Origin of the sequence: Pseudomonas sp. PSB18, from assembly GCF_014596565.1 — a bacterium.
Classification (GTDB): domain Bacteria; phylum Pseudomonadota; class Gammaproteobacteria; order Pseudomonadales; family Pseudomonadaceae; genus Aquipseudomonas.
In genome coordinates, this window is the sequence record NZ_NOIN01000016.1 from 1 (window position 1) to 12,826 (window position 12,826).

Genomic DNA, 12,826 nt, shown 5'->3' on the forward strand with positions numbered 1-12,826 from the left:
ATGCTGATAATCTGTTGACTAGCAGTCTGACTCCACAAGCACCCACACGAATTGCTTGATTCAGTTGTTAAAGAGCGGTGGGTTGAGCCTTTCGTCTCAACCGAGGCGCGCATTCTACAGCGCCTTGCGTATCTGTCAAGCGGTTATTTTGGAAGTTTTCAAAGTTTTGCTTTTCAAAACCTCAACAACTTCAACCACTTGCGCTTTCGATCTCTCGTCAGCGGGAGGCGAATTCTACAGCGTTAGTCGCTGCTGTCAACACCTCTTTTTCACCGCTTTCGACCGAGAAGATCGAACCGTCAACCGAGCCCAATAACGCACCCTGCCGACTCCTTCCGGACTTCGATGAACTGAAGCCCTGCGCCGCCTTAAACGTCTAACTCATTGAAACTCAAGGAGTTTTCCGTTTCGACTGCGCCGGAAGTGGGGCGAATTATAGAGACTCAGAATCTGCCGTCAACCCTTAATTACGCTTTTGTTGCAGAAGACACTTTCTTACCCATCAAACGCGGGATCCGACGCGTAATCGAAGGAATCCTCAGCATCATCAAGACACCCCCAATGAAGGCGTAGATTGCCCACTCCTTCAGATCCGCCCGCACGATCCACAGCATGTGCAGCAACCCAAGTCCGAGGACCAGGTAAACCAGGCGATGCAGCTTCTTCCAGCGGATGCCGAGGCGCCGCTGGCTATAACGGTTGGACGTGACGGCCAAAGCCAACAAGCCGAGAAACCCAAGTACGCCGACGATAATGTACGGTCGCTTGCTCAACTCGACACCCAACTGCGACCAGTCGAATCCCAAGATGAAGGCCAAGTAGCTACTCAGGTGCAGCACCACATAGGCGAAGCACCACAATCCGAGTTGACGCCTGACCGCGATCCACCCCGCCCACCCTGTCAACTTCTGTAAAGGGGTCATGCTCAAAGTGATGAGCAGTAGGATCAGCGTACCCAACCCCAACCGATCCACCAGCACCTTGCCGGGGTCGGGGCCCAACGCATTCATCAACGCCTCGTAAAGCCAGAGCAACGGCCAGATCGCCGCCGCAACGAAGACGCCCATCCGCCACACTGGAAAACGCATCAGTAGTCCTTCCTCAGGTCCATCCCTGCATATAAAGAAGCGACTTCATCCTGATAGCCGTTGAACATCAATGTATCGCGTACATTGGGACTGAACAGTCCACTCGGCAGGCGCCGCTCATGCGCCTGGGTCCAGCGCGGGTGATCGACCGTCGGGTTGACGTTGGCATAGAAGCCGTATTCGTCCGACGCAATGCTTTGCCAGGTCGTCTTGGGTTGTTCGCTGACCAGACTGATACGCACAATGGATTTCACGCTTTTGAAACCATACTTCCATGGCACCACCAACCGCAGTGGTGCGCCGTTCTGGTTCGGCAACTCCCGCCCATACATGCCAACCGCCAGGATGGCCAGCGGGTTCATTGCCTCATCCAATCGCAACCCCTCTACATAAGGCCAGTCGATCAAGGCGAAGCCGGAGCGTTGGCCGGGCATGGTCTTCGGATCCTGCAGCGTTTCAAAACGGATGAACTTGGCCTTGGAGGTCGGTTCAACCTGCTTGAGCAGCGCAGAGACAGGGAAGCCGATCCATGGAATAACCATCGACCAGGCCTCCACACAGCGCAGTCGATAGATCCGCTCCTCCAATTGATAAGGCTTCATGAAGTCTTCCAGGGCGTAGCGCCCTGGCTTGCCCACCTCGCCATCCACCACCACGCTCCAGGGCTCGGTTTTCAAGGACCCGGCATTGGCCGCAGGATCGCCCTTGTCGGTTCCGAACTCATAGAAATTGTTGTAATGGGTTGCATCCTTGAACGGCGTAATCGGTTCATTCTTGACCGTCACCGCGCCCCACTGGGTCGAGGGTAGCTTCTCGGCAAACCAGGACGGCGCCTTGCCCGGCTCTACGTCAGGGTAGCGCGCCACATCGGCGGCGCTGGCCCAGCGCGGCAGGCTGCTCACGGCAAGGCCAGCCATGGTCGCTCCCAGCATCTGGCGACGGGATAGATAGAAGGATTCGGGCGTGACGTCCGATTCACGGCAGTCGGACGACTTGGGGATCTTGATCAGCATGACAACTCCGCAGTATTGGAGGGCAGGTGCACCAATAGACTGCGGAGTATGGGGGAAATTACATCACTCGGCGCTTTTGTGACGACGCAGGCGCAACAGATACTGAACCGGGCCGGACGCGGCGTAGGCAAGGAATACCAGCAGCAGGATGCGCGGCGGATCGCTGAAGACCACCGCGAACACCAGCACCACCGCCAGGATGGCCACGAACGGCACACGCCCTTTCAGATCCAGCTCCTTGAAGCTGTTGTACTTGATGTTGCTGACCATCAGCATACCGGCCGCCGCCACCAGCAGTGCCACCAGGAAGGACATCTTCGAACCCTGGATGCCATAGTCGCTGAACGCCCAGACCACCCCCGCCACGACGCCTGCCGCAGCCGGACTCGCCAGGCCGATGAAGTAACGCTTGTCGGCCTTGCCGACCTGGGTGTTGAAACGCGCCAGACGCAACGCGGCGCCTGCCACATAAATGAAGGCGACCATCCAGCCAACCTTGCCCATGTCCCCCAGCGCCCAACCGAATGCCAGCAGCGCCGGGGCCACGCCGAAAGCGACCATGTCCGACAGCGAGTCGTACTCGGCACCGAATGCGCTCTGGGTATTGGTCATGCGAGCCACGCGCCCGTCCAGACCATCGAGCACCATGGCGACAAAGATCGCAATGGCGGCGAAAGCGAAATAGCGGCTCGCCCCCGCGCTATCGCCAGCGCTCAACGCAGCCTGGGCGCTCATGGAACTGATGATGGAGTAGAAACCGGCAAACAGGTTGGCGGTGGTAAACAGATTCGGCAGCAGATAGATGCCACGATGCCGGACCTTACGGCCTTCAGCGTCATGACCTTCCTCGACGTGTTCATCGATGGGCAACATGCTTTCGGCGTCAGGAGCCTGGTTTGGCTCGTCGGGACGTTCGCTCATGGACAGTACCTTGCAACGGTGTGAAAAAATTCGACAGGCGTCTGGGACGACGGTTCGGCCGCAAACGATGCAGCTTTATACCAGAAGCCATCGCCCAAACGAAAAAACGCGGCCGAGGCCGCGTTTTTCGATCAAGTCCGCGACTCAGTTCTTGGCTTTGTCGACGATCTTGTTGGCGCTGATCCAAGGCATCATCGAGCGCAGTTGCTCGCCGATGATCTCGATGCCGTGGGCAGCGTTGTTGCGACGCTTGGCGGTCATCGAAGGATAGCCGGTAGCGCCTTCGCTGATGAACATCTTGGCGTATTCGCCGTCCTGAATACGTTTCAGGGCGTTGCGCATAGCCTGGCGGGACTCGGCGTTGATCACTTCCGGACCGGTCACGTACTCGCCGTATTCGGCGTTGTTGGAGATCGAGTAGTTCATGTTGGCGATACCGCCTTCGTACATGAGGTCAACGATCAGCTTCAGTTCGTGCAGGCACTCGAAGTAGGCCATTTCCGGCGCGTAGCCAGCTTCAACCAGGGTTTCGAAACCGGCTTTCACCAGCTCGACGGTGCCGCCGCACAGAACGGCCTGCTCGCCGAACAGGTCGGTTTCAGTCTCGTCCTTGAAGGTGGTTTCGATGATGCCGGTACGACCGCCGCCAACGCCGGCAGCGTAGGACAGGGCCACGTTCTTGGCGTTGCCCGAAGCGTCCTGGTAGATCGCGATCAGGTCAGGGATACCGCCGCCCTTGACGAATTCGGAACGCACGGTGTGACCCGGAGCCTTCGGCGCGATCATGATCACGTCGAGGTCAGCGCGCGGCACGACCTGGTTGTAATGGATCGAGAAACCGTGGGAGAAGGCCAGGGTAGCGCCCTTCTTGATGTTCGGTTCGATTTCGTCACGATACAGCGCGCCCTGGAATTCGTCCGGGGTCAGGATCATGACCAGGTCGGCGGCGGCAACGGCGGAAGCCACGTCAGCCACTTTCAGGCCATGGGCTTCTGCCTTGGCAACGGTGGCCGAGCCTTTGCGCAGGCCGACGGTCACGTCAACGCCGGAGTCCTTCAGGTTGCACGCCTGGGCGTGACCCTGGGAACCGTAGCCGATGATGGCGACTTTCTTGCCCTGGATGATCGACAGGTCGCAATCTTTATCGTAGAAAACTTTCATGAATTTCCCCTATATCCGGCCGTTCAGGCCATTCGCTAATTTGGTTAGATGCTCAGTACTTTGTCGCCACGGGCAATCCCGGTGACGCCACTGCGTACGGTTTCCAGAATCGAGGCAGTGCCGATCGATTGGATGAAGCTGTCGAGCTTGTCGCTGGTACCGGTCAACTGAACGGTATAGACGCTGGCGCTGACATCGACGATCTGCCCACGATAAATATCGGTAGTGCGCTTGATCTCGGCGCGCTGGGCGCCGGTGGCCTTGACCTTGACCAGCATCAGTTCGCGCTCGATGTGAGCACTTTCCGACAGGTCCACGAGCTTGACCACCTCGATCAGCTTGTTCAGGTTCTTGGTGATCTGCTCGATGATTTCATCGTGGCCCACGGTGGTCAGCGTCAGACGCGACAAGGTCGGGTCTTCGGTTGGTGCCACCGTCAGGCTTTCGATGTTGTAGTTGCGCTGCGAAAACAGGCCCACTACGCGAGACAGAGCACCCGGTTCGTTTTCCAGAAGCAGGGAAATAATATGCCGCATGATTAGGTACGCTCCGTCTTGCTCAGCCACATATCGCGCATGGAACCGTCTTTAATCTGCATCGGGTAGACGTGTTCGCTGGTGTCGACCGCAATATCGATGAGCACCAGGCGATCCTTCATGGCGAACGCCTCTTCCATCTTCGACTTCAGGTCCTTCGATTCGGTGATGCGCACGCCGACGTGACCATAGGCCTCGGCCAGCTTGACGAAATCAGGCAGCGATTCCATGTAGGAGTGCGAGTGACGGCTGCCGTAGCTCATGTCCTGCCATTGGCGGACCATACCCAGCACGCCGTTGTTCAAAATCACGATCTTCACCGGCAAACCGTATTGCAGGCAGGTGGACAGTTCCTGGATGTTCATCTGGATGCTGCCCTCGCCGGTAACACAGGCGACGTCGACATCCGGGAAGCTCAACTTGATGCCCATCGCCGCCGGGAAACCGAAGCCCATGGTGCCCAGGCCACCGGAGTTGATCCAGCGGTTGGGCTTGTTGAACTTGTAGTATTGCGCGGCGAACATCTGATGCTGGCCCACGTCGGAGGTCACGAAGGCATCGCCCTTGGTCACTTCGCAGAGGGTTTCGATCACGGTCTGCGGCTTGATCACGCTGCCGTCGCCCTTGTCGTAGGGGAACAGACCACGGTCGCCACGCCACTCATCGACCTGCTTCCACCAACTGGCCACGGACTCCTTGTTCGGGGTCTCGCCGATTTCCTTGAGGATCGCGACCATTTCGGTCAGGACGCTCTCCACGGGACCGACAATCGGCACGTCTGCCTTGATGGTCTTGGAAATGGACGCAGGGTCGATGTCGATGTGGATGATCTTGGCGTTCGGGCAGAACTTCGCCGCACCGTTGATGACCCGGTCATCGAAACGCGCGCCGACGGCCAGGATCACATCGGCATGGTGCATCGCCAGGTTGGCGGTGTAGCTGCCGTGCATGCCGAGCATACCGATGAACTGACGGTCGGTGCCCGGAAAGGCGCCCAGGCCCATCAGCGTATTGGTGACCGGCAGGTTGAGCATCTTCGCTAGTTCGGTCAGCGGCGCGGAGCCACCACCGAGGATCACGCCGCCACCCGAATACAACACGGGACGCTTGGCCGCCAGGAGCATTTCGGCTGCCTTGCGGATCTGCCCGGAGTGACCACGTACGGCCGGACTGTAGGAGCGCAGCTTGGCCTTTTTCGGGAAAATGTATTCGAACTTCTCGGCCGGGTTGGTCATGTCTTTCGGGACATCGACCACCACAGGGCCCGGACGACCGGATTCGGCCAGGTAGAAGGCCTTCTTCATGACTTCCGGGATTTCCGACGGGTGCTTGATCATGAAGCTGTGCTTCACGATCGGCCGGGAGATACCGATCATGTCGGTCTCCTGGAATGCATCGGTGCCGACCATGGTGCTGGGCACCTGGCCGGAGATGATCACCATCGGGATGGAGTCCATGTAGGCGGTGGCGATACCGGTGATGGCGTTCGTGGCGCCTGGACCGGAAGTCACCAACACCACGCCGGCCTTGCCGGTGGCGCGGGCGTAGCCGTCAGCCATGTGGGTCGCCGCCTGCTCGTGACGAACCAGGATGTGGGTCACTTCCGGTTCTTTGAACAGGGCATCATAGACATGAAGAAGAGCACCACCCGGGTACCCGTAGATATATTTGACGCCTTCGTCACGCAAGAAGCGGACGAGCATCTCACCGCCAGATAAAAGCTCCACGTTGTTCACCTCTAAAACGCCAGAATACCGGCCCTCAAAAGGGGACGGGTCTTAATAGGTTTACTTCTCGGCAGAGCATGAGCGACGGTGGTCGCCGACTACGTCAGCACTGACTGAGCAAGTATTGGGATCGTCCCAAGTGTTGCGGGCCTTTCCCACCCAGCGCGAGGTAACGCGTTGCGGGTGTAACAGGTCGACGCGGATATGCGCCTCATGATCTGCCGAGTGGGCCTGCTTCTGGCAGTCCCTCTACAGCGGACTTTGGATTCTTCTGTTTCGCCTTCTGCAAGTCAAGTCGTCTATGTGCTTTATTCGAAGTAAGCGCATGAGAACGCAAGAAAAAACCTTTAAACGGCAACTGTGTTAGCTTCAATTGCGCAATCCATGACAAGGAAACAGCATGCGAATGTTCCTACTGACGGCCAGCCTGCTGGTTGGCCTGAGCCCGATATGCATGGCCGGTCAGATCTACAAATGGGTAGACGCCCAGGGGGTGACCCACTTCAGCGCCCAGCCACCCGACGGCACAGGGGCTACGACCGTGATCAAATCCTCACCGCCCGTCGGCAAACCGCCCGCGCCACCACCCGCCGGCACCATTGGCGATCAAAAGGCCATCGACGCCCAGGTCAAGCAGCAGGTGGCTGACCAGGAAGCCCAGCTCAAGGTGTTCTGCGAGCAAGCCCGGACCAACCTCGCGCAATTGAAGAACAACCCGCGGGTCCGTGAAGACGTAGAAGGGGAAATGCGCCGCCTCACTGACGAGGAACGACGCCAGCGAATCGACGAGACGAGCAAGCAGATCGAGGAACACTGCCAGTGACGGCAATCAGCTGACGTCGCTGATCAACCGATCGAACTGCGACAGCAGCCGCTGCAACTCGATGCCCTGCCCTGGTCGTTGGGCATAGACCATTTCCGCCATGGCAAGGATGCCCGAGGCGTTGGGCAGCGGCAGGTCATTTTCCAGGATGGCTTTCATCCGCGGCAGGAAAATCCACTGCAGCCATTGCTCGAAGTCCAGGGTGTCGACCGCGAACGGCTCGACACTGGCCAGCGCTTCGACCGAAGGCGAAACGCTGCTCCACCAGCCCTGGACCCGCAACTCCCGCTCGATCAGCAGCAACTGATCGGCGATCTGGGGAAAACGCGTATCCATCAGAGCGAAACCTTGGCCTTCTGACGGGCCAGCGCCGCGCCGGCCGAATCGCCTTGTTTCTCACGCGCCTGGGCGATCAGTTCCCACAGGCTGGCCTGAAGGGCCGGACGACCGCTGGTGAACGTCAGACCGCGACGGGCCAGTTGTTCGGCTTGCGGCGCATCGCCCTGGGCCATGCGTACCTGGGCCAGGCGATAAAGAACCTGGGGTTCACGCGGCGCTACGCGTTGGGCACGTTCCAGGCTGGAAGACGCGCCGTTGAGGTCACCACTGGCTTGTTGCTGTTGGGCGGTGGTCAGCAGGGCCAACACCGGGCCATCCAGCTGTTCATCGGCGGACAGGCCACCGGAGCCGGCCGACGGAATGCTGCCTGGCGACGCCGGCATGCTGTAGCTGCCCTGATTGATCGGCGAAGTTTCGATAGGCCCCGGCGTGATGGGCCCGGGCGTGATCGGCGTAGTGCTGATCGGCGCCGAGGTCGTGGCACCGCCACCGGGTACCATCACGACCACACCGGTGTCGCCTTGAGGAATCGCCTGGGCCTGGCCCTGCACCGGCCGTTTCACCGTCGTTTGACGGAAACCGCCGTTGGCCGACACCCTTTCACTGTTGGAAACGGCAGTGCCGGAGTCGACAACCGGAATCGAACCGCGCTGTACGGTCGAGCAACCACTGAGCAAAGCCACGGCAGTTACCGCTGGAATCAACCACTTGTTCACGTGAAACCCTCTTTGCTTAATTCATCCAGTCCTTGACCCAATCCATCACCGACTCGGCTGGATTCTGTCCGCCACAGGCGGCACCGGGTGGTGGTTCGCTGCCGCGAATATACGGCATCTGCACCGCGCCCGGGCAATTGGCATCGGAGCCCTGTCCGGTGCGCGAATCGACCCAGGCCTGAACAACGTTGTCCGGCTGCGGCATGTCCAGCGGCAATGGGTCGGCCTTGCGCATGAAGCTGGTCCAGACCTGCAATGCGCCAGTGGCGCCGGTGAACGGCGTCTTGCCGTTGTCATCGCGACCGAGCCAGACCACGGCCAGCAGGTCCTGGCTGAAACCGGCGAACCAGCTGTCACGGGAATCGTTACTGGTACCGGTCTTGCCCGCCAGCGTCAGGGTCCGGGGCAGCACGTTATAGACCGAGCTGCCGGTGCCTTCACGCATGACCCGCTGCATGGCGCTCTGAATCAGGTAGATGGAGCCTGGATCGAAACGCTGCTGGATCTGGAACGGATAACGCTTGAGCGGCTCGCCGTCAGCGGTGAGCACGCTGCGGATCCCGCGCATCGGGGTATTGAAGCCGCCGTTGGCCAGCGTCTGGTACATGGCCGCGACCTCGATCGGCGTGAGGCCACCGGCCCCCAGCAGCATCGACGGGAAGGCCGGCAGTTCGCGGCTCACCCCCAGGCGCGCCAGCGTCTTGAGCACATTCGGCACACCGACTTCCAACCCCAGGCGAGCCGTGGACAGGTTGTAGGAATGCGCCAGCCCCTGATACAGGAAAACCGTGCCGTGGGAACGCCGGTCATAGTTCTGCGGTTTCCACACCTGGCCGTCCGCGCCCTTGACCGAGAACACCTCGTCCGACAGCCAACTGGTCAGTGTGTACTGGCTTGGTTTCTCCAGAGCGGTGAGGTACACCGCCGGCTTGATCAGCGAGCCGATCGGGCGCACGGCATCCAGGGCCCGGTTGAAACCGGCGAAGCTGGCCTGGCGGCTGCCGATCATGGCCTGGACTTCACCGGTTTCCGGGTTGGTCACCACCATGGCGGCTTCCACGTCCTCGGCACCCTTGCGCGCGCCCAGGCGCTTGAAAGTGTCCTCGACCGACGCTTCGGCTTTCATCTGCAGGATCGGGTCGAAACTGGTGAAGATCCGCAGGCCCTCTTCGGTCAAGTCCTCGTCACGATAGTCTTCACGCAATTGCCGTTTGACCAGGTCGAGGAAACCGGGGAACGAGCTGTCCGCCAGGCTGCCGCGCTTGGTCACGCCCAATGGCATCTTCTTCGCCGCTTCGACCTGCTCGGCCGTCGCCACGCCTTGTTGTTGCAGCAGGTCGAGCACCAGGTTGCGACGCTCGAGGGCCCGCTCCGGGTTACGCCGCGGGTTGTAGGAGGACGGCCCCTTGACCATGCCCACCAACAGTGCCACCTGATGCAGCTTGAGCTCGGACAATGGCTGGCTGAAGAAGAACTGGCTGGCGAGGCCGAAACCGTGCACCGCCCGCTGACCGTCCTGACCGATGAAGACCTCGTTGAGGTACGCCTCGAGGATCTCCTGTTTGTCGTAATGCAACTCCAGCAACAGCGCCATCATGGCTTCGGTGAGCTTGCGGGTGAGGCTGCGCTCGTTGGTCAGGTAGAAGTTCTTGACCAACTGCTGGGTCAGGGTACTGCCGCCCTGGCGCATGTGCCCCGAGGACGTGTTGACCCAGACGGCCCGGGCAATCGACTTGGGCGAGACGCCGAAGTGATGGTAGAAATCCCGGTCTTCGACGGCGACCAGCGTGTCGATCAGGAACGGCGGCACCTGGTCGATCTTGATCAGGATCCGGTCTTCGAGGTTCTTCGGGTACAGGCCGCCGATCAACAACGGCTCGAGGCGCACCACCGAAAGACTGGCATTGTTGGCGCCCGTCAGCGCGGCCACGTAGTCGCCGGAAAACCGCACGCGCACCGCTTGCGCCTGTTCCATGCCTTCATAGAACTGGAAGCCACGGGTATTGAGATCGACAGTATTGCCATTGACGGAAGCTTCGCCCGGGCCGTTGGCCACGCTTTCACGGCGATAGCCCAGGGCATCGAGCTCGGTGAGGAAATCGTCCTTGCTCAGTTTCTGTCCGACGAACAGCTCCAGCGGCCGGGCGTAGACCTTGGCCGGGATCGTCCAGCGCTTGCCGGAGAATTTTTCCTGGACCACCGCATCGAGGTAGACGGCAAAACCGGCAAGCACGACGAGGCCTACCAGGCCGAGTTTAAGGGCCCAGCCCAGCCAGGGCCGCAGGCGGCTGGCGGGTGGTTTCTTGGGGGTACGAGGGGATCGGGTACGAGTCATGGCGGCGGATTATACGCACTTTGCGATGGTTCAACATGAGCCCGATAAGCTGCGTGATGCACAGGTCATCCGGTTTGCGTTAGCGCAGCTTGTCGCCATAATGACGGCCTTGAATTTTTCCAGACTCTGAAGGATCGCCTGTGAGCCAGTCCCTGATCGCCGCCCTGCAAAACCCGGCCCTCTACCCGCACCCCGTCGAAGGGTTCCAGGTCATCGAAACCCACATATCCTGGGTCTTGCTCACCGGTCCTTATGCCTACAAGTTCAAGAAACCGGTCAATTTCGGCTTCCTCGATTTCACAGAGCTCGACGCCCGCAAGCATTTCTGCAGCGAAGAGCTGCGCCTGAACCAGCGCCTGACCCAGGACCTGTACCTGGAAGTGTTGCCGATCACCGGCAGTGCCGAAGCGCCACAACTGAATGGTGACGGACCGGCGATCGAATATGCCCTGAAAATGCGTCAGTTCCCGCAAAGCCAGCTGCTCAGCACATTGCAGGCCAATGGTGAACTGACCACCGCCCACGTCGACGAAATGGCCGAACAGATCGCCCGGTTCCACCTCTCCACGCCCAAGGTTCCCGCCGAAAACCCGGCCGGCACCCCGGACAGCGTGATGGCACCGGTGCGGCAGAATTTCGAACAGATCCTTCCGTTCCTCAGCGACAAGGCTGACCTGGCGCAACTCGAAGCCCTGCAAGCCTGGGCTGAAAGCAGTTTCGAACGCCTCAAGCCACTGTTCATCCAGCGCAAGACCGAAGGCTTCATCCGCGAATGCCACGGCGACATTCACCTGGGCAACGCCACCGTGATCGATGGCAACGTGGTGATTTTCGACTGCATCGAGTTCAACGAACCGTTCCGTTTCACCGACGTCTACGGCGACACCGCGTTCCTGGCGATGGACCTGGAAGACCGCGGGCTCAAGTCCCTGGCCCGGCGATTCGTCAGCCAATACCTGGAGTTGACCGGCGACTACCAGGGCCTGGAACTGCTGAACTTCTACAAAGCCTACCGGGCCCTGGTCCGGGCCAAGATCGCATTGTTCAGCATGCCGGCCGAAGCCGACCCGGTGCAACGCGCCACCACCCTGCGCCAATACCGCAACTACGCCAACCTGGCGGAGAGCTACAGCACCATTCCTTCGCCATTCCTGGCCATTACCCACGGTGTTTCGGCCGTAGGCAAAAGCCACGTCGCGATGCGCCTGGTGGAAGCGCTGGGGGCGATTCGCCTGCGTTCGGACGTGGAACGCAAGCGCCTGTTCGGTGAGCAACAGGTGCCGAACGATCCCCAGGCCGGCATCTATAGCAGCGATGCCAGCAGCGCCACGTATGCGCGCTTGCATGAAATCGCCGGCGGGATCCTGCGCGCCGGGTTCCCGGTGGTCATCGATGCCACTTACCTCAAGCGCGACCAGCGTGAAGCCGCAGCGAAAATCGCCGAAGCGACGGGCACCCCGTTCCTGATCCTCGATTGCAATGCGCCGCAAGCGGTCGTCGAAAACAGGCTGGCGCAGCGTCAAGCCGATCAAAAAGACCCTTCCGACGCGACCCTGGCCGTCATCGCCGCGCAGCAGGCCAACCGCGAAGCGCTGACGCCGGAGGAAATCCTCCGCAGCAAACCGGTCCAGACCAATGAAAGCGGCACGCTCGACAACGTCGTCGCGCAGATCCGCCAGCGCCTGCCAGGTCTGTAAACAACTATTTCGACCGTGAAGCGACACTCGGCTTCACGGTCGCCAAATGGTGGCACTATACTGGCGTCATAAAACCAACAGGTGACATGACATGAACCGCCCAAAGATTCTCGACACTCCGCTGTATGCCTTGCTGCGCAAAGACGACATTGCAGGCTTCAATAAAGAGCGCCCTCAAGGCCCCGTCGACCTGTGCGGCGGCGACTTTCGCGGGCTCGACCTGCGGGAACTGAACGTGGACGACATCGACTTCACGGACGCTTACTTCCGTTCCGCCGATCTGCGTGGGGTCGATTTCCGCAAGTCGAAACTGGAAGGCGCGAGCCTGGCCCATGCGCAGATCTCCGGTGCCTATTTCCCCCCTGAGCTATCGGCCGATGAAATTCTGATGTCGATGAACTTCGGCACCCGGTTGCGCTACCGCACCCGCTGATTCGCCAGACAAGACAGGCCCACACGACGCCCTCCAG

At 60.1% G+C, this 12,826-nt stretch carries 12 protein-coding genes; 3 read left to right on the top strand and 9 right to left on the bottom strand.

What is annotated here, in order from left to right; all coding sequences use genetic code 11:
* Positions 1-467: 467 nt before the first annotated feature.
* From msrQ to CGA22_RS25525, 6 genes are all read right to left on the bottom strand, one after another.
* Positions 468-1,088: a protein-methionine-sulfoxide reductase heme-binding subunit MsrQ gene (msrQ, locus tag CGA22_RS25500; protein ID WP_041020667.1), complete on the bottom strand. Its 621-nt coding sequence runs from the start codon at positions 1,086-1,088 to the stop codon at positions 468-470.
* On the bottom strand, positions 1,088-2,101 hold the full coding sequence (gene msrP, locus CGA22_RS25505; RefSeq protein ID WP_041020668.1) for a protein-methionine-sulfoxide reductase catalytic subunit MsrP: 1,014 nt from the start codon (positions 2,099-2,101) through the stop codon (positions 1,088-1,090). The genes msrQ and msrP overlap by 1 nt, the downstream gene beginning before the upstream one ends.
* A gap of 63 nt (positions 2,102-2,164) precedes the next feature.
* Positions 2,165-3,022 carry a CDP-diacylglycerol--serine O-phosphatidyltransferase gene (gene pssA / locus CGA22_RS25510; RefSeq protein WP_041020669.1) on the bottom strand — a complete coding sequence of 286 codons (858 nt, stop codon included), beginning with the start codon at positions 3,020-3,022 and terminating at the stop codon, positions 2,165-2,167.
* A 144-nt stretch (positions 3,023-3,166) separates the two neighbouring features.
* The gene (ilvC, locus tag CGA22_RS25515) at positions 3,167-4,183 is read right to left on the bottom strand and encodes a ketol-acid reductoisomerase (RefSeq protein ID WP_024779611.1); all 1,017 of its coding nucleotides are present in this window, start codon (positions 4,181-4,183) and stop codon (positions 3,167-3,169) included.
* A 44-nt stretch (positions 4,184-4,227) separates the two neighbouring features.
* Complete coding sequence (gene ilvN, locus CGA22_RS25520; RefSeq protein WP_003205610.1) at positions 4,228-4,719, bottom strand: acetolactate synthase small subunit; 492 nt, start codon at positions 4,717-4,719, stop codon at positions 4,228-4,230.
* A gap of 2 nt (positions 4,720-4,721) precedes the next feature.
* The gene (locus tag CGA22_RS25525) at positions 4,722-6,446 is read right to left on the bottom strand and encodes an acetolactate synthase 3 large subunit (protein ID WP_041020680.1); all 1,725 of its coding nucleotides are present in this window, start codon (positions 6,444-6,446) and stop codon (positions 4,722-4,724) included.
* A gap of 400 nt (positions 6,447-6,846) precedes the next feature.
* On the opposite strand from CGA22_RS25525, the gene CGA22_RS25530 reads away from it, so the two are divergent.
* The gene (locus CGA22_RS25530) at positions 6,847-7,269 is read left to right on the top strand and encodes a DUF4124 domain-containing protein (RefSeq protein ID WP_041020670.1); all 423 of its coding nucleotides are present in this window, start codon (positions 6,847-6,849) and stop codon (positions 7,267-7,269) included.
* A gap of 6 nt (positions 7,270-7,275) precedes the next feature.
* Here CGA22_RS25530 and CGA22_RS25535 read toward each other — a convergent pair whose 3' ends face one another.
* The 3 genes from CGA22_RS25535 to mrcB are packed head-to-tail and all read right to left on the bottom strand — an operon-like array spanning position 7,276 to position 10,659.
* Positions 7,276-7,605 carry a YqcC family protein gene (locus CGA22_RS25535; protein WP_055129265.1) on the bottom strand — a complete coding sequence of 110 codons (330 nt, stop codon included), beginning with the start codon at positions 7,603-7,605 and terminating at the stop codon, positions 7,276-7,278.
* Entirely contained in the window at positions 7,605-8,324 is a 720-nt protein-coding gene (locus tag CGA22_RS25540; protein ID WP_041020672.1) for a tetratricopeptide repeat protein, read from the bottom strand. Before CGA22_RS25540 ends, CGA22_RS25535 begins: the two co-directional genes overlap by 1 nt.
* Before the next feature lie 16 nt (positions 8,325-8,340).
* Positions 8,341-10,659, bottom strand: a complete 2,319-nt coding sequence (gene mrcB / locus CGA22_RS25545) for a penicillin-binding protein 1B (RefSeq protein WP_041020673.1) — start codon at positions 10,657-10,659, stop codon at positions 8,341-8,343.
* 140 nt (positions 10,660-10,799) lie between these two features.
* Between mrcB and CGA22_RS25550 the strand changes: the two genes are divergently transcribed.
* Together CGA22_RS25550 and CGA22_RS25555 are read left to right on the top strand one after the other, a co-directional pair.
* Complete coding sequence (locus CGA22_RS25550; RefSeq protein WP_041020674.1) at positions 10,800-12,356, top strand: AAA family ATPase; 1,557 nt, start codon at positions 10,800-10,802, stop codon at positions 12,354-12,356.
* A 91-nt stretch (positions 12,357-12,447) separates the two neighbouring features.
* A complete protein-coding gene (locus CGA22_RS25555) occupies positions 12,448-12,789 on the top strand; it encodes a pentapeptide repeat-containing protein (RefSeq protein WP_041020675.1) in 342 nt (113 codons plus the stop codon).
* Positions 12,790-12,826: the final 37 nt, after the last annotated feature.